Annotated in this window: 18 protein-coding genes; 6 read left to right on the forward strand and 12 right to left on the reverse strand. The window is 71.6% G+C overall.

What is annotated here, in order from left to right; all coding sequences use genetic code 11:
* Nucleotides 1-687 precede the first annotated feature (687 nt).
* Together ACWGIS_RS09895 and ACWGIS_RS09900 are read right to left on the reverse strand one after the other, a co-directional pair.
* The gene (locus tag ACWGIS_RS09895; protein ID WP_453361873.1) at nucleotides 688-1839 is read right to left on the reverse strand and encodes a glycosyltransferase family 4 protein; all 1152 of its coding nucleotides are present in this window, start codon (nucleotides 1837-1839) and stop codon (nucleotides 688-690) included.
* A gap of 258 nt (nucleotides 1840-2097) precedes the next feature.
* The gene (locus tag ACWGIS_RS09900; protein WP_453361874.1) at nucleotides 2098-3129 is read right to left on the reverse strand and encodes a DUF3068 domain-containing protein; all 1032 of its coding nucleotides are present in this window, start codon (nucleotides 3127-3129) and stop codon (nucleotides 2098-2100) included.
* A gap of 262 nt (nucleotides 3130-3391) precedes the next feature.
* On the opposite strand from ACWGIS_RS09900, the gene ACWGIS_RS09905 reads away from it, so the two are divergent.
* The 5 genes from ACWGIS_RS09905 to arfA all read left to right on the forward strand — a co-directional run bounded on the left by ACWGIS_RS09905 (nucleotide 3392) and on the right by arfA (nucleotide 8761).
* Nucleotides 3392-3544 carry a hypothetical protein gene (locus tag ACWGIS_RS09905; protein WP_355790522.1) on the forward strand — a complete coding sequence of 51 codons (153 nt, stop codon included), beginning with the start codon at nucleotides 3392-3394 and terminating at the stop codon, nucleotides 3542-3544.
* A gap of 2 nt (nucleotides 3545-3546) precedes the next feature.
* Nucleotides 3547-4788 (forward strand): PucR family transcriptional regulator, encoded by a 1242-nt coding sequence (locus tag ACWGIS_RS09910; protein ID WP_453361875.1) that lies wholly within the window; start codon nucleotides 3547-3549, stop codon nucleotides 4786-4788.
* A gap of 432 nt (nucleotides 4789-5220) precedes the next feature.
* A complete protein-coding gene (locus tag ACWGIS_RS09915) occupies nucleotides 5221-5994 on the forward strand; it encodes an IclR family transcriptional regulator (protein WP_453361876.1) in 774 nt (257 codons plus the stop codon).
* Entirely contained in the window at nucleotides 5991-6845 is an 855-nt protein-coding gene (locus tag ACWGIS_RS09920; RefSeq protein WP_453361877.1) for an SMP-30/gluconolactonase/LRE family protein, read from the forward strand. The genes ACWGIS_RS09915 and ACWGIS_RS09920 overlap by 4 nt, the downstream gene beginning before the upstream one ends.
* 395 nt (nucleotides 6846-7240) lie before the next feature.
* On the forward strand, nucleotides 7241-8761 hold the full coding sequence (arfA, locus tag ACWGIS_RS09925; protein WP_453361878.1) for an arabinosylfuranosidase ArfA: 1521 nt from the start codon (nucleotides 7241-7243) through the stop codon (nucleotides 8759-8761).
* Here arfA and ACWGIS_RS09930 read toward each other — a convergent pair.
* Nucleotides 8758-8943 carry a DUF397 domain-containing protein gene (locus ACWGIS_RS09930; RefSeq protein WP_453361879.1) on the reverse strand — a complete coding sequence of 62 codons (186 nt, stop codon included), beginning with the start codon at nucleotides 8941-8943 and terminating at the stop codon, nucleotides 8758-8760. The genes arfA and ACWGIS_RS09930 overlap by 4 nt on opposite strands.
* Nucleotides 8940-9779 (reverse strand): helix-turn-helix domain-containing protein, encoded by an 840-nt coding sequence (locus ACWGIS_RS09935; protein WP_453361880.1) that lies wholly within the window; start codon nucleotides 9777-9779, stop codon nucleotides 8940-8942. The genes ACWGIS_RS09930 and ACWGIS_RS09935 overlap by 4 nt, the downstream gene beginning before the upstream one ends.
* Nucleotides 9780-9908: 129 nt before the next feature.
* Between ACWGIS_RS09935 and ACWGIS_RS09940 the strand changes: the two genes are divergently transcribed.
* Complete coding sequence (locus ACWGIS_RS09940; RefSeq protein ID WP_453361881.1) at nucleotides 9909-10379, forward strand: ATP-binding protein; 471 nt, start codon at nucleotides 9909-9911, stop codon at nucleotides 10377-10379.
* 62 nt (nucleotides 10380-10441) lie between these two features.
* Here ACWGIS_RS09940 and ACWGIS_RS09945 read toward each other — a convergent pair whose 3' ends face one another.
* The 8 genes from ACWGIS_RS09945 to ACWGIS_RS09980 form a co-directional block, all read right to left on the reverse strand.
* Nucleotides 10442-12028, reverse strand: coding sequence for a pyridoxal phosphate-dependent aminotransferase (locus ACWGIS_RS09945; RefSeq protein WP_453361882.1), 1587 nt, complete (start codon nucleotides 12026-12028; stop codon nucleotides 10442-10444).
* 197 nt (nucleotides 12029-12225) lie between these two features.
* A complete protein-coding gene (locus ACWGIS_RS09950; protein ID WP_453361883.1) occupies nucleotides 12226-13371 on the reverse strand; it encodes an aldose epimerase family protein in 1146 nt (381 codons plus the stop codon).
* A 54-nt stretch (nucleotides 13372-13425) separates the two neighbouring features.
* Nucleotides 13426-14670: a multiple monosaccharide ABC transporter permease gene (mmsB, locus tag ACWGIS_RS09955; RefSeq protein ID WP_453361884.1), complete on the reverse strand. Its 1245-nt coding sequence runs from the start codon at nucleotides 14668-14670 to the stop codon at nucleotides 13426-13428.
* 5 nt (nucleotides 14671-14675) lie between these two features.
* The gene (gene mmsA / locus ACWGIS_RS09960; RefSeq protein WP_453361885.1) at nucleotides 14676-16217 is read right to left on the reverse strand and encodes a multiple monosaccharide ABC transporter ATP-binding protein; all 1542 of its coding nucleotides are present in this window, start codon (nucleotides 16215-16217) and stop codon (nucleotides 14676-14678) included.
* 33 nt (nucleotides 16218-16250) lie between these two features.
* Nucleotides 16251-17363: a multiple monosaccharide ABC transporter substrate-binding protein gene (gene chvE / locus ACWGIS_RS09965; RefSeq protein ID WP_453361886.1), complete on the reverse strand. Its 1113-nt coding sequence runs from the start codon at nucleotides 17361-17363 to the stop codon at nucleotides 16251-16253.
* 123 nt (nucleotides 17364-17486) lie between these two features.
* Nucleotides 17487-18455: a hypothetical protein gene (locus ACWGIS_RS09970; protein WP_453361887.1), complete on the reverse strand. Its 969-nt coding sequence runs from the start codon at nucleotides 18453-18455 to the stop codon at nucleotides 17487-17489.
* Nucleotides 18456-18548: 93 nt separating this feature from the next.
* Entirely contained in the window at nucleotides 18549-19553 is a 1005-nt protein-coding gene (locus tag ACWGIS_RS09975) for a zinc-dependent alcohol dehydrogenase (RefSeq protein ID WP_453361888.1), read from the reverse strand.
* Nucleotides 19550-20707: a mandelate racemase/muconate lactonizing enzyme family protein gene (locus ACWGIS_RS09980; protein ID WP_453361889.1), complete on the reverse strand. Its 1158-nt coding sequence runs from the start codon at nucleotides 20705-20707 to the stop codon at nucleotides 19550-19552. Before ACWGIS_RS09980 ends, ACWGIS_RS09975 begins: the two co-directional genes overlap by 4 nt.
* Nucleotides 20708-20807: the final 100 nt, after the last annotated feature.

Raw genomic sequence — 20807 nt, forward strand, 5'->3', positions numbered from 1 at the left:
CGACGGTGGCGGCGGTGGCGGCGCCTGTATCGGCGCCGACGTCGGTACCGGGGCCGGTACCCGGACCGGTACTGGTACTGGCACCCGTACGCGCGCTGGTACTTGGACCGGCGTCGGTACTGGTACCGGCACCCGTACCGGCGGTACCGATGTGGGTGCCCGCACTGGCACCGGTACCCGTATTGGCGTTGGTACCGGTATCCGGATCGGCACCGGTGTCGGTACCCGGACCGGCACCGGCGTCGGCACTCGGACCGGCACCGGCATCAGTACCCGGACCGGCACCCGGACCCGTGCGGGCATCGGTACCCGTATCGGCACCGGCGTCGGTACCCGTACCCGTACCCGGGTCGGCACCCGCACCAGCGCCCGTAGCGGCACCGGCACCCCTCTTGGCGTCGGTGTCGGTACCGGTACCCGGACCGGCGGTACCGGTGTGGGTACCCGCACTGAAACCGGTACCCGTATCGGCGTCGGTACCAGGACCAGTACCCGTGTCGGCACCCGGACCGGCACCGGCATCGGTACCCGGACCCGTACCGGCGTCGGTACCCGTACCGGCACCCGTGTCGGCACCCGTACCCGTACCCGTGTGGGTACCCGTACCGGCACCGCCGTCGGTCCCCGTACCGCCGTCGGTCCCCGTACCGCCTCGTCCGTCCGTCCGGTTCGCGCCGGGCGGGCTGCTCATGGCGTCCAGCTCCTCACCGCCTCCGCGGCCACCGCTCCGAACCGGCGGACCGTGTGGTCCCAGCGGTACCGGGCGGCGTGGTCGCGGGCGGCCGCGCCCATCCGGGCGCGCCGGTGGCCGCTGAGCGCGAGGGCGCACCATGCGGCCGCGAAGGAGGACTCGCCGCGCGCCAGCACCCCCGTCTCGCCGTCCACCACGGAGTCGCGCAGCCCGGGGACGTCGAAGGCGATGGCCGGGGTCTCCCGGGTGGCGGCCTCGGTGACGACCAGCCCCCACCCCTCGACCGCCGAGGGGTGCAGCAGCAGCCACGCCGCGCACAGCAGTCGGTGCTTCTCGGCCTCCGACACCCGGCCGGCGAACTCGACGCCCGGACCCGCGAGCCGTTCCAGCCGTTCCCGCTCCGGGCCTTCGCCGACGATCACCAGCCGGCCGCCGGTGACCGGCCGCACCCGCTCCCACAGCCGCAGCAGCAGGTCGATCCGCTTGTACTCGACGAGCCGGCCCATCGCCAGGAACAGCGGCTCCGGCGAGCGGGGGGACCTCGGTCCGGGCTCCTCGACCCCGTTGTGCACGACCCGGATCCGGTCCCGCTCGACCCCGAGCGCGCGCAGCGCGTGCGCGGTCGAGGGGGAGACGGCGACCACCAGGTTGCGCCGCTGCGCTCCGGTCAGCGCCCAGTGTTCGAGTCTTCGGCCGAGCCGCGCGGCAGGCGCCAGCGCTCCGCCGAAGCGCATCCGCCACAGATCGGTGTGGACGTGGTTGACCAGGCACAGCGTGGGTCCGTGGTGCCACAGCGGGGCCAGGTACGGCATGCCGTTGCACACCTCGACCAGCAGGTCGCAGTCACCGACCTGGCGCCGGAAGGCGGAGCGGGCGCGCAGGAAGTGGCCGAGGTCGCCGCCCGCCGAGACGACCCGGTAGTCGCGGTAGGACGCGGGTCCTCCGCACAGCAGCGTGACCTGGTGGCCGAGGCGGGTGAGTCCGTCGGCGAGCCGGTCGACCAGGAGTTCGGACCCGCCGGCGGAGGGGTTCCCGAGGTCGCGGTGCGCGAGGAAGACGATGCGGCGCGGGTGTGGGGGGAGCGCCGGGGGGTACTGCGCGGAGCGCGGGAACGCGTCGCGCAGCGAGGAAGGCACGTGCTGGGGCATGGGTGCTCCAACTCGTCTCAGGGTGCGGAACTCAGCGTGGGGGGAGGGGCGTGGAGCGGGTGCGGATCTTCGGTCCGCCGGTCGGGATCTCGGTTCTCGGTTCTCGGTCGGTGCCGTTCCGTGGGGGGACACGGGAGCCGGCTGTGGTCGGGGTGTGAGCGGGCTGTGTGCGGGTGGAGTGGACAGTTTTCGCCCAGCCGTTCGTTGCTGCTACTCACGGGCGTGACAATTTCGGGGCTTTGTGGAGCTGACGGCACATCACTTCGTGAGGGTTGAACGGGAGGAGTCGGGCGTATCGGGACGCGGGCGCCCGCGCGCCACCAAAACGGCCCCCGCCGCGGCGAGCAGGAAGCCCAGCACCGCGGCCCCCACGGGCAACGTCCGCCCCACCATGCGCAGTTGGCCGCTCTCGGACCTCGCCTGCTTCACCTGGTCCTTCTGGGTGGCGGTGGTGAACGCGAGCTTCCTGCTGTCCAGGAGCACCGCCGCGTCCTTGCGGGCGCCCGGGGCGCGCAGCGTCTTGCGGGGGCCCACCTGCGCGTACAGCACCCGGCCGGTGCGCTGGTCGACGACCAGCTCGACGCGGTGGTTGGCGTACCACTCCTCGGCGAGCACCTGGCTGCGCTTCGGCTGCCCGACGATCGCGCCCGGTACGAGCCTGGTCCCGGTCCTGGTGGCCGGCACGCTGCCGGTGAACCGGTAACCCTCGTACCCCTGGACCTTCCTGGTGTCCCGGTAGTGCAGCGTGACCGCCGCGCCCAGGGAGTTGTCCCACCACCGGTAGGCGCGTTTCTGCACGTCGAAGGGGAACTTGAGGTAGGCCTCGCCCTGGATGTACGGCTTCTCCCGGCAGCAGTGCACCGGGGCGTTGGTCCTGCGGTCGGTGACCCACCGGTGCGGCACGAACTCCAGGGCGTCGTGCGGGTCGGCCGCGGGCAGCGACTTGTCGGTGTCGACCGTCGTCGTCACGTCCCAGACGGCCCGGCCGCTGCGCTCGCTGTCGGCGACGTCGCCGCGCACCCGCTGGGTGACGGTGATCCGCTGGTCCGGGACGGTCTCGACCTTCTCGACGTCGAAGACGCTGCCGGTGCCGGTGTAGACCGCGGTGGTGTCGATGTCGACGGGGTTCACGGCGGCGCGCGGCTGCACGTACCAGGCGAGCATCGGGGCCAGGACCAGCAGAAAGGTGCCGACGCCGAGCAGGAGGAGGGAGACGGAGACCGGCGGGCGCGGCCCGGAGGACGTCCGTGGGCGGTGGTGGTCGGGGGACAGGCGGGCAGTCCGGCGCATCCGGGCACTCCAGTGGCTTGAGTCGGCTCGGCACACGGGTGATACGTGGTGGTACGAGCGGATACGCGTGCGTCGACACCGGGAGGGAAAGTGCACGTGCGGTATGGGCCGGGAACCGTAGGCGCACCCTTGACGAAGTGTCAATGCATTGCCGAGACTGGGCACTTGCCGGACGGGGCCGGTGTGGGGCAGGCAGGACGCTCGGTCTCCCGGCCGGGCGGCCGGGGTGGGGACGACCTCCGACAGAGAGGCTGACCCTGCGATGTCCAGACTGCTCGCCGCCGCGTTGACCGTCGTGGCCGCCGCCGCCCTCGCCGTGGGCGCCGCGTTCGGCATCGTGGCGCTGCTCGACGCCACTCCGGACCAGCCCGACACCCCGCTGATCACCTACGAGCATGCCGCCCGGGAGCGCTGACCGTGACCTCCCGCCCGGGGACGGTCACCGCACGCTCGGCCTGGCGTGACGTTCCGCCCCTCCAGGTACGGCAGTTCGCCGCGCTGGCGATGGCGGAGGCGCCCGTGCTCGCCGAGGAGATCCTGCGGGAGATCCGCCGGGAGTACCCGCATCTGCCCGTCGTGCTCGACGACTCCGGCGAACCGATGGCACTGATCGGCATCCGCCGGGCGATCGAGGTCTTCGTCCAGCACCTGGAGACCGCCGAGGGCCGCCCGCGCGTCCACCCCGAGGTCTTCCAGGAGTTCGGCCGCGGCGAGGGGCTGAACGGCCGCAGCCTCGATTCGCTCCAGGCGATCTACCGGCTCGGGGTGCGGCTCGCCTGGCGCCGGTTCGCCGAGATCGGGCAGCGCGTCGAGATCCCGCCGCCGGCGATGTACGAACTCGTCGACGCGGGCTACGAGTACCTCGACGGGCTGGTCGACCAGTCCGTCCGCGGCTACGCGGAGGCGGCGGCCCGCCAGGCCGGCGAGCGGCTGCGCCTCCAGCGCCGCCTGATGGAGCTGCTCCTCGCCGAGCACAGCCGGGGCGACCCGACCGACGCCCTCGCCGAGCGCGCCGCCCGGATCGGCTGGCCGCTGCCCGACAGGGTCGCGGTCGGGGTGCTGCTGCGCCCCGCCCGCGAGGCCGTCGCCCCCGCCGTGGGCCAGGGCGTCCTCCTCGACATGGACTACGAGCAGCCCCGCATGGTCGTGCCGGAACCGGACGCCGCGGGCCGCCCCGAACTGCTGCACCGCGCGCTCACCGGCTGGGCGGGGGCGATCGGGCCACCGGTACCGCTGGTCGACGCGGCGAAGTCGCTGCGCTGGGCGGAGGCGGCGGTACGGCTGATGGAGCGGCGGCTGCTGCCGGGCGGCGAGGTGCTGCACTGCACGGAACACACGGAGGCACTGGTCCTGCTCCAGCCCGAGGAGCTGATCGACGACCTCGCGCTGCGCTGCCTGGCCCCGCTCGCGCACTGCGGTCCCACCCACGGCCGCCGCCTCGCGGAGACCATGCTGGCCTGGCTGGAGACGCGCGGCGGCGCCCCCGAGGTCGCCGCCCGCCTCGGGGTCCACCCGCAGACCGTCCGCTACCGGCTGCGGCAGATCAGGGAACTGTGGGGCGACGAGGTCGACGACCCGGACCGGCGGTTCGAGCTGGAACTCGTCCTGCGCGCCCAACGGCTGAGGGGGGAGCTGGGGGTGCCCCGCGGCAGGCGTTGACCCGGGGGCCGGCGGGGAGTGGCCCCGCGGCAGGCGCTGACGCGGGCCGGGCTCGACGGGGCCGGTGACAAGGACGGCGGCCCCGGTGGGACGCCGATCCGCCGGGTTGCCGATCCGCCCGGTGCGCGAGTCGCCGGTCCGCCTTCCGGCATTTCTCCGACCCCGTGCCCGGTACAGCCCTCAGCCCGCGCCCGGTCCCGCCCAGGCCCGGTCCGGCACCAGTTCGCAGCCGGTCCGGCCTCGGCCCGCGCCGGGTCCCGCCCCCGCCCGCGCCCGGTCCGGCACCGGTCCGCGGCCGAACCGGGCCCCCGCCGAGCGCTGTCCGGAACGCCCGCCCCCGCTCGGCCATTGCCCGGTCCGGCCTGGATGACTAGCCTGTGTTCGTCATCCCGATCGTCTGTTGAAATTTCGAACACAAGGGAGGGGCCGCTCGTGGGACGCCTCGTACCTGCCGTGACCCGCGCTCTCGACATACTCGAGCTCTTCCTGGACGGAGACGGCACGCTCTCCGCGCCCGACATCGTGCGCAGGCTCCAGTTGCCGCGCACCACCGTGCACGAGCTGGTCACCACACTCGCCGCCCGGTCGTACATCGTCCAGGTGCCGGGCCAGCCCGGACGCTACCGGCTCGGGGTGCGGCCGTACCAGCTCGGCAGCCGCTACGCCGAGCAGCTGGACCTCGCCGCCGAGGGCCAGCAGGTCGCCCGCTCGGTCGCCGAGACCTGCGACGAGACCGTGCACGTGGCGATCCTCGAAGGCACCGACGTCATCTACATCGCGAAGGTGGACTCCACGCACGCGGTGCGCATGGTGTCGGCCGCCGGGCGCCGGCTGCCCGCGCACTGCACCTCCGTCGGCAAGATGCTGCTGGCCTCGCTCCCCGACTCCGAGCTGAGCTCGCGCATCCCCGACGACTCGGCGCTGGCCGCGATGACGCCGAACAGCATCACCGAGCCCGCCGCCCTGCGCGAGGCCCTCGCCGAGATCCGCCGGCGCGGTGTCGCGGTGGAGAGCCGGGAGTCCAACCCGGACGTCAGCTGCGTCGCGGCCCCCGTGCGGGACCGTACCGGGCAGGTCGTCGCCGCGCTGTCGATCTCCGTCCCGATGATCCGCTGGAGCGACGACCGGCTCGGTGAGCTGGAGGAGCTGGCCGCGAAGGGCGCCGCCGACCTGTCCGAGCGGCTCGGCCACCGGAACGTGGCATGAAGGCCGACGTCGCGATACGCGCGTACGCGGCGCTCGGGGAGGGCCCCACGTGGGACACCGCCGGGCAGCGGCTGGTCTGGGTCGACATCCTCGGCTCCCGGGTGCACACCTACGACCCGGTGACCGGCCGCGCGACGGTCATGGCCACCGAGCAGCACGTGGGCGCCGCCAAACCGCGGGTGGGCGGCGGTCTGGTGGTCAACCTCCGGGACGGCGTGGCGCTCTACGGGCCGCCGGGCTCCGGTGAGGGCTTCCGCTGGCTGCACCGCGAGCCCGTGCCGGGCCGCCGGGGAAACGACGCCGCCGTCGCCCCCGACGGCTCCCTGTGGACCGGCACCATGCGGTACGACGAGGCGCCGGGCGGCGGCACGCTGTCCCGGATCGGTCCCGACGGCACCGTGCGCACCGTGCTCGACGACGTCGCCGTCAGCAACGGCACAGGGTGGAGCCTCGACGGGCGGCTGATGTACTACATCGACACGCCGACCCGCCGGATCGACGTCTTCGACGTGGACGAGGACCGACTGCCGGTGAACCGGCGCCCGTTCGCGGAGATCGAGGACGGCTCCGGGTCCCCCGACGGCCTCACCGTGGACGCCGGGGGCGCGGTGTGGGTGGCCCTGTGGGACGGCGGGGCGGTCCGCCGCTACGCCCCGTCCGGGAAGCTGGACCAGGTCGTGGAACTGCCCGTCCCGCGCCCCACCGCCTGCGCGTTCGGCGGCGCGGACCTGACCGACCTCTACATCACCACCGCCCGTACGGGACTTCGGGCACCGCACCCGCTCAGCGGTTCGGTGCTGGTGGTCCCGGGCGCCGGGAAGGGCCTCGCCCAGCCCGCCTTCGCCGGCTAGTCCGGCCGCCCCGAGCCCCTGTCCGGCACCGTCCGGACGGGGGCCTCGCGGTGTCCGGCGCCACGCCCTGTACGCGGCGCGAGCGTCGGCCCCGCCGGATGCGCGGTCAGGGCATGTCCCTTACTCCGTCCGGCAGTTGCACGCGAGGCATTGACGCGCAAGCGCTTCGATTCTACGGTCCGTTCGATGCCACGGCCGCACGCCGAAATCTCGAACGAACCCGGGACGCAGGGCACTTGAGACGACAGGGCCCACGTTCGCGGGTGGCTCACCTGGCGGCCTCGTGGCGTCCTCGGCCACCCGGGGTCCTCGGCGCGGCGCCCTCACCCCCCGGGGCCCGGCGGGGCCGGTGACCACGCCGACAAGGGCCCCGCAACTCCCCTAGAAGGGCGACCATGCGCGACACGGCACGCTTCACCCTCGACCCCGCCTTCACCGTCGGCGAGGTGGACCCCCGCGTCTTCGGCTCGTTCGTGGAACACCTCGGCCTCTGCGTCTACACCGGCATCCACGAGCCCGGCCACCCCACCGCCGACGAGACGGGCCTGCGCGGGGACGTCCTCGACCTGGTCCGCGAACTCGGCGTCACCACCATCCGCTACCCCGGCGGCAACTTCGTCTCCGGCCACAGGTGGGAGGACTCGGTGGGGCCCGTGGAGGAGCGGCCCCGACGGCTCGACCTCGCCTGGCGTTCCACCGAGACGAACCGCTTCGGCCTCTCCGAGTACATCGCCTTCCTCAGGAGGATCGGCCCGCGGGTCGAACCGATGATGGCCGTCAATTTCGGCACGCGCGGGGTCGCCGAGGCGCTCGAACTCCTGGAGTACGCCAACCACCCGGCCGGCACCGCCCTGTCGGACCTGCGGATCGCGCACGGCGACAAGGAGCCCTTCGGCATCCGGACGTGGTGCCTCGGCAACGAGATGGACGGGCCCTGGCAGACCGGCCACAAGACCGCCGAGGAGTACGGCCGCCTCGCCGCCGAGACCGCCCGCGCGATGCGGCAGCTCGACAAGGACCTGGAGCTGGTCGCCTGCGGCTCCTCCGCCCAGGGCATGGAGACCTTCGCCGCCTGGGAGGCGACCGTGCTCCAGGAGACGTACGACCTGGTCGACCTCGTCTCCCTGCACGCCTACTACGAGGAACTCGACGGCGACCGCGACTCGTTCCTCGCCTCGGCCGTCGACATGGAGTCCCACATCGAGAACGTCGTGGCGACCTGCGACCACGTCGGCGCCCGCCTCAAGTCGAAGAAGCGGATCGGCCTCTCCTTCGACGAGTGGAACGTCTGGTACATGTCCCGGGCGGACTCCGAGGTCGGGCGGGCCGACTGGGCCGAGGCGCCGCGGCTGCTGGAGGACCGGTACAGCGTCACCGACGCGGTGGTGTTCGGCTCCCTGCTCATCGCGCTGCTGCGGCACGCCGACCGGGTGGCCGTCGCCTGCCTCGCCCAGCTCGTCAACGTCATCGCGCCGATCATGACGGAGCCGGGCGGGCCGGCCTGGCGGCAGACCACGTTCTTCCCCTTCGCCCAGGCGTCGAGGTACGGGCGCGGCCAGGTCCTCGACGTCCGGGTGGACTCCCCGACGTACGAGACGCGGAAGTACGGCCGGGCGGACCTGCTGCACGCCACCGCGGTGCGCGCCGGGGACGGCTCGGTCACGGTCTTCGCGGTCAACCGCGACCAGCGCGAGCCGCTGCCCCTCGAAGTCGCTCTGCACGGCATGGAGTTGGCCTCGGTGGTCGAGCACAGCGCGCTCGCCGACGCCGACCCGGAGGCCGGGAACACCCTGGACGCCCCGGAGCGGGTTGCCCCCCACGCGGTGGAGGGCACCGTCCTCCGCGACGGCACGCTGCACGCCGTCCTGGAGCCGCTCTCCTGGAACGTGATCCGGCTGGCCCCGCCCGAGGGCTAGCCGAGCCGGGCCCGCGACACGAACGCGCCCCAGGCGTCCGGGGAGAGCGCGAGCCGCGGGCCCGACGGCGCCTTGGAGTCCCGGACGTGCACGACGACGGGAGTGAGAGCGACCTCTACGCAGTCGTCGCCGGATGCGCTGCTGTAGCTCGACTTGAACCAGGCCAGTTCGCTCGTGCTCATAATGCTCCTCGCATCCGCTGCAACAGGCTCGTGGAGTCCCGAAACCCGAGTGCCTGCGAACGCATCCTGGCATACCGGCCCTGGAGGACGCTGACCACTTCTAGGTCGGAGATCAATTGGCCGCTCTCCTGACCCTCGTTGTAGCCGAACCACCGGTTCTCGGGGGTTTCCAGTACCCGGATGGGCCCCTGGAGTCCGGCGTGGGACTCCTGGACCAGAGGCATGATCTGGATCTCCACGTTCCGCAGCCGTGCCGCCTCCAACATGTGATCGACAAGTCCGCGCATGACTTCGGCGCCACCGGTGCGCCGAAGAAGCACGCTCTCCTCGACAATGAAGCTGAAGGCAGTGTTCGGTCGCTCCCGCAACAGCCGCTGCCGTTCCGCTCGCGCGGCCCACCGCTCCTCGATCTGGGCGTCATCGAGCGGGGGCAGCTGATCGGCGGCCAACGCCCGCGCATACGCCTCGGTTTGCAGAAGTCCCGGAGCCATCCGGCACTCGTACGTGCACAACGTGACGGCCACGGACTCCATCCGCGCCCACTGACGGAACCACGCCGCCAGTCCCGGCTGGCGTGCCAGGTGGCCCGCCGCCTTCCGGAGGGCGCCCGTGTTGCCCAGTACCTCCTCCGCCCGGTCCACCAGGGCGGGATCCGGCATCCGCCTGCCCAACTCCACCGACGCCACGGTGTGTTTGGAGAACCGCACCAGGGCCGCGAACTCCTCCCGGCTCAGCCCGGCGTGCTCCCGCAGCGCCTGGACCACCGCGCCGAAGGTCCGCAGACTGTCGGACGACTCCGGCTCGCTCGCGCCCGCGCCCACTACTCCATCGACCACCCCGGTCACCTCCCGTGCACATGGTCACGGCCCGTCACCGGTACTGTCCAGCCCGTGACCGCGTACGCTCCTGCGGCGTACGCGCCGCCGACCTGGTGAAGTGGACGCGGGAGCCGTCAGATTGAGCGCATGACAGCACCTTCGACCCCGCGAGGCCCGGTCACCGTACGTGTGTTCACGCAGCGGATCAGCTCCACTCCCCGGGGCGCCCGCCTCGCCCGGTACCTCGCCCTGGCGCAGCTGCACGCCTGGGGCGTCCCGCTCGACACCGCCGCCGCGGAGGCCGTCACCGTGATCGTGGCGGAACTGGCGGCCAACGCGGTGACGCACGGGCGGGTGCCGGGCCGGGACTTCGAACTGCGCCTGGCGCTCGTGCCCGGCAGCGTCCGCGTCGAGGTCGCCGACACCCACGCGGACACCCGGCCGCCGGGCCCGGGAGACGTGCGCGCGCCAGGGCCGCTGGACGAGACCGGCCGCGGCCTCGTCCTGGTCGGCGCGCTCGCCGACCGGTGGGAGGTGGTCGACCGGCAGCCCCCGCCCGGCAAGACCGTGCGGGCCGAGGTCGACCTGCCGGGGTGGCTCTCCCTGGTCAGGCCGTAGCCCGGGGCGACACCTTCGGCGGCCTGCGCGTGCGCCTGCCCCGCCCGGCTCGGCCGAGGTGGCTAACCGACCTGGTTGTACATGCCCCCGGCCGCGGGCCAGCCGGTCTGCTGGGGTTGCGCCTGGGGCTGCTGCGGTGGCTGCGGCTGCGTGTAGCCCCGCACCTGCGCGGCGGTCAGCCCGCCGGCGGCCCCCAGCCCCGTCGGTCCGCCGCCGCCGTACGCCACGCCCGTCCCGCCGGTCAGCGGGTCCGGGGCGGCCGGGGGCCCGGCGGCCTGGGCGACGGCCGTCAGTCCCGCGGCGGGCGCCGGTGCCCAGTCAGGCATGGCGGCGGCCGGGGCGGGCAGCACGGCGGCCGGTGCCGGGGCGGGTGCGAGATGGGGCATGGCCCCGGGCGGCTGTCCGGGCCAGGCACCGGCCTGGGCGGCGAGCCCCGGCATGCCCGCCCCGTTCGTGGCGCCGACCAGCCGGTCCACCGCCGCCGTGCCCGAGCTGTAGCCGGTCCCATGGCCGGGCTCGGGCACGGCGGCTCCCCTCCTGGTCCCGTAGAGCACCTGTTCCAGGCCGGACACCAGGCGACGCACGTCCACCTGGGGGCGCACCACGAGCCGCAGGAAGCGACTGGACGATCCGATCTTGTTGCCGCACTCGCGGACCAGGATGCGGTGCTCGGTGAGCAGCCGGTCCCGGACCACGGTGCCCTCCGCGCCGACGGGCAGGCGCACGAAGAGGAAGTTGCCCTGCGACGGGTAGACCGTCAGTCCGGGCAGCGCGGAGAGCTGGTGGGCCATGTCGAGCCGGTCCCGGCGGACCATGTGCAGGCTCTCCTGGTACTCGGCGCCGTGCTCCCGGAGCATGAACACCACCGTCTCCGCGAAGGAGTTGAGGTTCCACTTGGGCAGCATCGAGCGGACCTTCCCGGCGAGTGCCGGGTTGGCGGCGAGATAGCCGAAGCGGATGCCGTGCAGGCCGAAGTTCTTGCCGAGGCTGCGCAGCACGATGACGTTCGGCCGCATCACCGCGTCCTCCACCACGCTCGGCTCGGACTCCGCGTCGGCGAACTCCAGGAACGACTCGTCGACGATGACGAGGTCCAGGTCCGCCATCGCGTCCATGAACTGCACCACCGCGTGCCGGGGCAGGAACCCCCCGTCGGGGTTGTTCGGGTTGCAGATGACGGCGACGCGCGAGCCCCGGGCGCGGATGAACTCCGCGTACTGCGCGAGGTCGAGCGCGAAGCCGCTGGACTCCTGGAGGGGGAACATGTCGACGCGCTTGCCGGTCTCCATCGGCTGGTCCGTCCACCGGCCGAAGGTGGGGACGGGGATCGCGAGGGACTCGCGCACCAGCAAGTGGTCGATCCAGGTGATGAGTTCGGTCGAGCCGTTGCCCATCGCCACGCACTGCGGCGGCAGCCGGAGCAGGCTGCACAGCTCGGCCGTGATCGTGTCGGCGCTGCTGGGGTAGTACGTGATGATCTCGCGCAGCCGGCCCGCCAGGTCGTCGAACATGGCGGGCGTCGGGAAGTACGGGTTGCAGGGGATGCAGAAGTCCACCGGACCGGCCCCGTCGCCCTCGCGCGTCAGCGCGGCCATCGAGGGGCTGTGCGCCGCCGTGCTGCGGAACAGCGAGGTGACGTTGTCGGCCATGGAACCTCCGTCGGTGGCGGGCCCGGTCGGGGAGGACGGGCCCTCCGTCCCGGGTGGCCCGTGCCGGGGGAGCACGGGCCGCCCTCTCATACGGATACGGAGGTGGCGCTGTTCAACTCGTGTGCGTTCGGTGAGGATTCGGCGGTCGGGGCGACCAAAGCCCCACAGGAAACGTCAGACCCCCCGGAGCGGGACGCTCAGGCCCCGAAGGAGTGCACGGTCGTCGTCCGGTACGTCTGGCCGGGCCGCAGCACCGTGGACGGGAACGACGGCTGGTTCGGCGCGTCCGGGAAGTGCTGGGTCTCCAGGCACAGCGCGTCGCCCTGCCGGTAGACGCGTCCGCCGGTGCCGACCAGCGTGCCGTCCAGGAAGTTGCCGGAGTAGAACTGGAGCCCCGGCTCCGTCGTCGCGATCCTCAGGGTGCGGCCGGAGGACGGGTCGCGCAGGACGGCGACCTGCTCGGGCCTGGCCGTACTGCCCTTGTCCAGCACCCAGTTGTGGTCGAAGCCCTGGCCGTACAGGAGCTGCTGGTGCCCCTCCCGGATGTCCTCGCCGACGGTCTTGGCGCGGCGGAAGTCGAAGGGGGTGCCCGCGGTCCGGGCCAGTTCGCCGGTGGGGATCAGGCCCGAGTCGACGGGGGTGTAGCGGGAGCCGGCGATGCTCAGCTCGTGGTCGTAGATCGACCCGCTGCCCTCACCCGCCAGGTTCCAGTAGACGTGACTGGTGAGGTTGACGACCGTGGCCTTGTCGGTGGTGGCCGCGTAGTCGACGCGCCAGTCGCCGTGCCGGGTCAGCGTGTAGGTGACCTTGACGCGGAGCGTGCCCGGGTAGCCCATCTCGCCGTCGACGCTCGTGTAGTGCAGGACGAGGCCCACGTCGGAACCGGAGGTGAACCCCTCGACGTCCCAGACGCGTTTGTCGAAGCCCTTGTCCCCGCCGTGCAGGCTGTTCTCCCCGTCGTTGACGGCGAGCTGGTACGCCTTCCCGTCGAGGGTGAACCGGCCCTTGGCTATGCGGTTGCCGTAACGGCCGATCAGCGCCCCGAAGTAGGGGCTGGAGGCGACGTACTCCTCGATGGTGTCGAAGCCGAGGGAGACGTTGCGGTGCCGGCCGTGGCGGTCGGGGATCTCCAGGGACTGGACGATGCCGCCGTACGAGAGGACTCTCAGCCGGGTGCCGCCGTTCTGCAGCGACCAGCGGTGGACCTTCGTGCCGTCGGCGAGCGTGCCGAACAGCTCCCTCACCGGCTTGCGGACGGCCGCGCCGTGCGCCGTCCCGACCGTGGCGGCGGTGAGTCCCGCGGCCGCCGCGGCGGCGATGACCGTGCGTCTGGTGGTTTCCATGTGCGGCTCCTGAGATAGGTGCGGGGGCCCGTCAGGACCCCCGCACGACCGGACCTACGAACCGACCTTGCGCTTGTTCCACACGTCGAAGCCGACGGCCGCCAGCAGCACCAGGCCCTTGATGACCTGCTGCCAGTCGCTGCCGACCCCGACGAGGTTCATTCCGTTGTTGAGCACGCCCAGGACGACGCCACCGATGATCGCGCCGAGGACCGTGCCCACGCCGCCGCTCATCGACGCACCGCCGATGAACGACGCGGCGATCGCCTCGAGTTCGAAGTTCACGCCTGCCTTGGGTGAGGCCGCGTTGAAGCGGGCCGCGAAGACCAGGCCCGCCAGGGCCGCGAGCATGCCCATGTTGAGGAAGACCAGGAAGGTGACCTTCTTGTCCCGCACGCCGGACAGCTTGGCCGCGGGGAGGTTGCCGCCGATGGCGTACACGTGGCGGCCGATGACGGCGTTGCGCATCACGTAGCCGAAGCCGACGACGAGGACACCGAGGATGATCAGCACCACCGGGGCGCCCTTGTAGCTGGCCAGCATCATCGTGACGGTGAGGACCGCCGCGACCAGCGCCACCAGCTTCAGCAGGAAGAGCTTGGCGGGCGGCACGTCGAGCGCGAACTCCTGCTGCCGCCGGCGGTCCCGGACCTCCTGGATGACCACGAAGGCGATCACCGCGAAGCCGAGCAGCAGCGTGAGGTTGTGGTAGTTGGTGTCCGGGCCGACCTCGGGCAGGAAGCCGTTGGCGACCTTCTGGAGACCGCTGGGGAACGGGCCGAGCGTCTGGCCCTCCAGGAAGATCTCCGTCAGGCCGCGGAAGAGCAGCATCCCGGCGAGGGTGACGATGAACGACGGTATGCCGAGATACGCGATGAAGAACCCCTGCAAGGCCCCGGCGGCCGCGCCGAGCGCCAGGCACAGCAGCACCGCGACCGGCCAGGCCACGTCGTGCTCGACCATCAGCACCGCCGCCACCGCGCCCACGAAGGCCGTGAGCGAGCCGACCGACAGGTCGATGTGCCCGGCGATGATGACGAGCATCATGCCGATCGCGAGGATCAGGATGTAGCTGTTCTGCAGGACCAGGTTGGAGACGTTGCGCGGCAGCAGCAGGTCCCCGTCGGTCCACACGGCGAACAGGACGACGATCAGGCCGAGGGCGATCAGCATCCCGTACTGCCGCATGTTGCGGCGCATGCCGTCCACCACCAGCTGCCACAGGCCGTCGGCCTCCGCCGGGCCGCCCTTGCCGGCGGGAGCCGGCGCGGGGCTCTTGGCGGTCACATCTGTGCTCATCGCTCTTACCTCTTGTCCTTCGTCATCTGGCGCATCAGCACTTCCTGCGTGGCCTCGGCCCGCGGCACCTCGCCGGTCAGCCGGCCGGCGGCCATCGTGTAGATGCGGTCGCACATGCCGAGCAGCTCCGGCAGCTCGGAGGAGATGAAGACGACCGCCTTGCCCTCGGCGGCCAGCTTGTCGATGACCGTGTAGATCTCGTACTTGGCGCCCACGTCGATGCCGCGGGTCGGCTCGTCCAGGATCAGCACGTCGGGACCCGCGAAGATCCACTTGCTGAGGACGACCTTCTGCTGGTTGCCGCCCGACAGCTTGCCCACCGGTTCGAAGACGGTCGGCGCCTTGATGTTCATCGAGGTGCGGAAGCCCTCGGCGACCTGCCGCTCCCCGTGCTCGTCGACGACACCGCGCCGGGCGACCTTGCCGAGGGCGCTGAGCGAGATGTTGCGGTTGATCGTGTCGATGAGGTTGAGGCCGTAGTGCTTGCGGTCCTCGGTGACGTACGCGATCCCGTGCTTGACCGCCTCCGGCACCGACTTCGTACGGATCTCGACCCCGTCCTTGAGGACCGTGCCGCCCGCGTACCGGCCGTAGGTGCGCCCGAAGACGCTCATCGCCAGCTCGGTGCGCCCGGCGCCCATGAGGCCGGCGATCCCGACGATCTCCCCGCGGCGCACGGAGATCGACACGTCGTCGACCACCTTGCGCTGCTGGTCGATCGGGTGGTGCACGGTCCAGTTGCGGATCTCCAGGGCCGGCGCCGCGCCCACCTCGGGCTGGTGCGGGGTCCGTTCGGGGAAGCGGTGGTCGAGGTCGCGTCCGACCATGCCGCTGATGATCCGGTCCTCGGTGGTCTCCGGCGCCTTCACGTCGAGGGTCTCGATGGACCGACCGTCGCGCAGGATGGTCACCGAGTCGGCGACGCGCTCGATCTCGTTGAGCTTGTGCGAGATGATGATCGAGGTGATGCCCTCGTCCTTGAGCCCCAGGATGAGGTCGAGCAGTTTGCCGCTGTCCTCGTCGTTCAGCGCCGCCGTCGGCTCGTCGAGGATCAGCAGCTTGACCCTCTTGGAGAGCGCCTTGGCGATCTCGACGAGCTGCTGCTTGCCCACGCCGATGTCCGCGACGCGCGTGTCGGGGTGCTCGGCCAGCCCGACCCGGCGCAGCAGTTCGCTCGCGTGCTTGAGCGTCTCGCTCCAGCTGATGAACCCGCGGGTGGCGTGTTCGTTGCCGAGGAAGATGTTCTCCGCGATGGAGAGATACGGCACCAGGGCAAGCTCCTGGTGGATGATCACGATGCCCTGCTGCTCGCTCGCCCGGATGTCCTTGAAGTGGCAGGGCTCCCCTTCGAAGAGGACCTCCCCTTCGTAACTCCCGTGCGGGTGGACGCCGGAGAGGACCTTCATCAAGGTCGACTTCCCGGCGCCGTTCTCCCCGCAGATGGCGTGGACCTCGCCCGGACGGACACTCAGAGAGACGTCCGACAGCGCCTTGACGCCGGGAAAGGTCTTGACGATCGAGCGCATTTCCAGGACGGGTCCCGCCATGGTCGTGCCTACCAATCCTTGAAGACGCGGCGGTTAGTTGAGGTCGCTTTCCTTGATGTAGCCGGAGTCGACGACGGTCTCCTTGTAGTTGGACTTGTCGACGTTGACCGGCTCCAGCAGGAAGGCGGGCACGACCTTCGCCCCGTTGTCGTACGTCTTGGTGTCGTTGACCTCGGGCTTCTTGTCGTTGAGGACCGCGTCCACCATGTTCGAGGCGACCTCCGCGAGCTTGCGGGTGTCCTTGTAGACGGTCTGCGTCTGCTCACCGGCGATGATCGACTTCACCGAGGCGACCTCGGCGTCCTGGCCCGTGACGATCGGCAGCGGCTTGCTCTTGCTGCCGTAGTCGTCGGACTTCAGCGCCGAGAGGATGCCGATCGAGATGCCGTCGTACGGCGAGAGCACCGCGTCGACGCGACCGCTCTTGTACGCCGAGGTCAGCAGGTCGTCCATGCGCTTCTGCGCGGTGCCGCCGTCCCAGCGCAGCGTGGTGACCTGGTTCAGCTGCGTCTGGCCGGACTTGACGACGAGCTGCTTCTTGTCGATGTACGGCTGGAGGACGTTCATCGCGCCCTGGAAGAAGTACTTGGTGTTGTTGTCGTCGTTGGAGCCGGCGAACAGCTCGACGTTGAACGGGCCCTTCTTGCTGCCGTCCTTCAGCCCGAGCTTGTCGACGATGTAGCCGCCCTGGAGCTCGCCGACCTTCTCGTTGTCGAACGAGGCGTAGTAGTCGACGTTCTTGCTGCCGAGGATCAGGCGGTCGTAGGAGATCACCGGGATGTCCGCGTCGGCGGCCTGCTGGAGCACGTTGTCCAGCGACTTGTTGTCGATGGCCGCGATGATCAGGGCGGAGACGCCCTGCGTGATCATGTTCTCGATCTGCGAGACCTGGGTGTCGGGGTCGTCCTCGCCGAACACCAGCTTGGTCTTGTAGCCGGCCGACTTCAGGTTCTTCTCGACGTTGGCGCCGTCGGCTATCCACCGCTCGGACGACTTGGTGGGCATCGCGATGCCGACCGTGGAGCCCTTCGCGTCGCCCTTCTTGTCCTCGCTGCCGCCCTCGCTGTCCTGCCCGCAGGCGGAGAGGGTGAGCGCCAGGGAGGCGGCGGTGGCTACGGCGGCGAGCGCTGCTCTGCGATTGCGCATGATCATCTTCCTTGATGTTCGGCGGGCTCGGTCGGGAAGTGCGGCTGTGCGGGAGGACCGAGAGGAGGTGTGTGGGATTGTGTGCGGCTGCGTCGTCTTTTGTGAAGGGCTGAGTTCAGAACGTTACGACGGAGTTGCGAACCGCCGGAGCGGGCCCGGCAGCCGGGAACCGAGGGCTGCCATGTCGCCGTCCGCGCCGTGCCGGGCGAGCAGGTCCAGGGCCAGGCGTCCGCGCCGCACCCGCTCCCGCGCGGTGTCCAGGGTGACGTCGCGCAGGTGGGTGCCGTACGGGTAGATCGCGGGCGCCTTGGACAGTCCGAACTTGAGGTAGATCGGGGCGCCGCGGCGGATCAGCTCGGCGACCTCGTACATGCGCACGTAGCCGCCGAGATCGTCGGGGGCCTCGATGTACATGTCCATGGGGGCGGCGGACACCCGCCGGATCTCGGTGAGGTGATCGAGCGTCAGATCGCTGGGCACGTTGACGGAGTCGGCGCCCAGTTGTTCGTACACGGCGTAGGCGGCCGGGTTCACCGGGCCGATCAGCGCCGAGACCTTGAGGGTCGTGTCCGCCGGGAGGATGCCCGCCTCGCGGGCCCGGTGCAGCGTCCACAGCACGCCCTCGTCGGCGACGAGCAGGCACGTGACGCCCAGCTCCGTGGCCCGAACGGCGTCCTCGACGCAGCCGGCCACCGCGTCGTGCCCCCGGGCGCGCAGCCCGCCGCCCCGGGAGTCGGTGCGCACGGAGCCCCCGATGTCCCAGGTGCCGCGCGGGCCGGTGAACAGGCACAGCTCGATGTCGCGTTCGCCGGTGGACTCCACCATCTCGGTGATCTCGGCGTCGGTCAGCATCCAGACGCCGCTGCCCTGGCTGATCCGGTGGATCGGCACGTCGAGCCGCGAGGACTCCTTGAGGACCACCGCGAGGGCCTCGGGCCCCTCCACGGAGGGGACCTCGGTGCGCCAGCGGCCGCCTCCCGGGAACGTGTGCGGCGAGGCGTCGGCGGGGGAGAGGGCGGGAGCGCCCAGGCCGAGCGCGGCGAGTGCCCGCTCGCCGGGTCGACGGGCTGCCGTGGTGGGAGCGTCGCTCACAAGCTGTCCTTCATGTTCGGTATTTCGGACGACATTCGTGTCGGTGGGTGTACGCCGGTACGGGGTGTCAGGACCCCCGTACCGGCGTACGGCTCAGGGGCGCAGCAGGACCTTGCCGACCTTCGGGTCGCCGGATCCCACCAGCTCGATGGCCTGCGGGAACTCGGCGAGCGGCAGCTCGTGCGTGATCAGCGGGAGCGGGTCCAGCAGTCCGGCGCCGAAGACCCGCACCGCGTGCGCCCAGGCGTCCGGCGGCGCACCGAACACGGTGTGCACCTCCAGCTGCCGTACGACGAGGTCGGTGGGGTCGAGTCCCTCGGCGCCCGGAGCCGGGATGCCCGTCAGGACCAGGCGCCCGCCGCGCCGCAGCAGGGAGGCGGCGGTGCGCGCGGCGGACGCGGACCCGGCGGTCTCGATCACCACGTCGAAGTCGTCGGGAAGTTCCTGGTCCCGGGTGAGGAAGCCGGTGGCGCCGAACTGCTCGGACAGCGCCGCGCGGTCCCGGCGGGTGCCGACCACGAGCAGCTCGGCGGGCGACCCCGCCCGCAGGAACTGCACGGCGAACATCCCGAGCGTGCCGGTGCCGACCACGGCGACCCGCTCGCCGGGCCGCGCGTCCGCCTTGAGCGCGGCGGCCGCGATGCACGCGGCGGGCTCCAGCAGGGCGGCGGCCGTCAGGTCGGCGTCGTCGGGCAGGACATGGAGCAGCCGGGCCGGCAGCGTCAGCGTCGGGGCCATCGCCCCCGGCTGGGTGAAGCCGGTCTCCTCGTACCCCGCGCTGCACAGGGTGGTCTCGCCCGCGTGGCAGCGGTCGCACACCTGGCAGTTGCGGAAGCCCTCGCCGACGACCTTGCGGCCGACCAGCGCCGGCGGCACCCCGGCCCCCACCGCCTCGACGGTCCCGGACCACTCGTGGCCCGGCGTCAGCGGATAACGGACGTACCCCTCGGGCCGGTTGCCCTGGTAGAGCTCGCGGTCGCTGCCGCAGATGCCGACGGCGTGGACGCGGACCAGCGCCTCACCGGCCGCCGGCGGCACCGGCTCGTGCGGGGCCAGCCGGTGCTCGCCCGGCGCCTCGACGACGACCGCGCCGCTCACTGCGTCCCCTTCGGCCTGCGCTGCTCCCAGCCGTCCGCCCACAGGTCGAACCGGGCCTGCTGCTGCGGGAACTCGGCCGCCGCGTCGACGTCCAGCTCCACGCCGAGACCGGGCTCGTGGGACAGCTCGAAGTAGCCGTCGACGACCTGCGGGGCGCCCTTGACGACCTTCTTGATCTCCGCGTCCGCGAAGTCGTTGAAGTGCTCCAGGATCTTGAAGTTCGGCGAGGTGAAGCCGACCTGGAGGCTCGCGGCGGTCAGCACCGGGCCGCCCACGTTGTGCGGGGCCACCAGCATGTAGTGGGTCTCGGCGGTCGCCGCCAGCTTCCTGGTCTCCCAGATGCCGCCGATGTGGCCGACGTCGGGCTGGATGATGTCCACGGTCTGCTGGTCGAACAGCTCGCGGAACTCGATGCGGTCGTGGATGCGCTCACCGGTCGCGAGCGGGATGTCGACCTTGGCGGCGACCTTCTCCAGCGCCTTCAGGTTCTCCGGCGGGACCGGCTCCTCCAGCCAGGCCGGCTTGAACGGCGCCAGCTCGTGGGCGAGCCGCACGGCGGTGGCGGGGGAGAAGCGGCCGTGCATCTCCAGCATCAGCTCGGCGTCCGGGCCGATCGCGTCGCGCACGGCCTCGATGAGGGAGACCGCGTACAGGCTCTGCTCGTGGTCGAGCTCGAAGTGGCCGGTCCCGAACGGGTCGATCTTCAGCGCCTTGTACCCGCGCTCCATCACGCCCTGGGCGGCCTTGTGGTACGCCTCGGGAGTGCGCTCGGTCGTGTACCACCCGTTGGCGTACGCCTTCACCTTGTCGGTGACCTTGCCGCCCAGCAGCTGCCACACCGGTACGCCCAGCGCCTTGCCCTTGATGTCCCAGCAGGCCATCTCGATCACCGCGATACCGGACATCACGATCTCGCCGGCCCGCCCGTAGTCGCCGTACTTCATACGGCGCACGAGGTCCTCGACGGCGAACGGGTCGGAGCCGAGAACGTGGTTGACCTCGGCCTCCCGCAGATAGCCGAGCAGCGCGTCGGTGTGGCCCAGCATCCGGGTCTCGCCGACTCCCGTGAGTCCTTCGTCGGTGTGCACCTGGACGTACGTCAGGTTCCGCCACGGCGTCCCGACCACGTGCGTGCTGATTCCCGTGATGCGCACGGCAGTTGCCCCCTGTGCTCTTCGTTCTGTTCGAAATTTCGTCATGCGTTCGAAATGCTGGCGTGACAGTAAGGACGCAGCCCCGAGAGTGTCAATGGGT

The organism is Streptomyces sp. NPDC054842 (assembly GCF_053611025.1).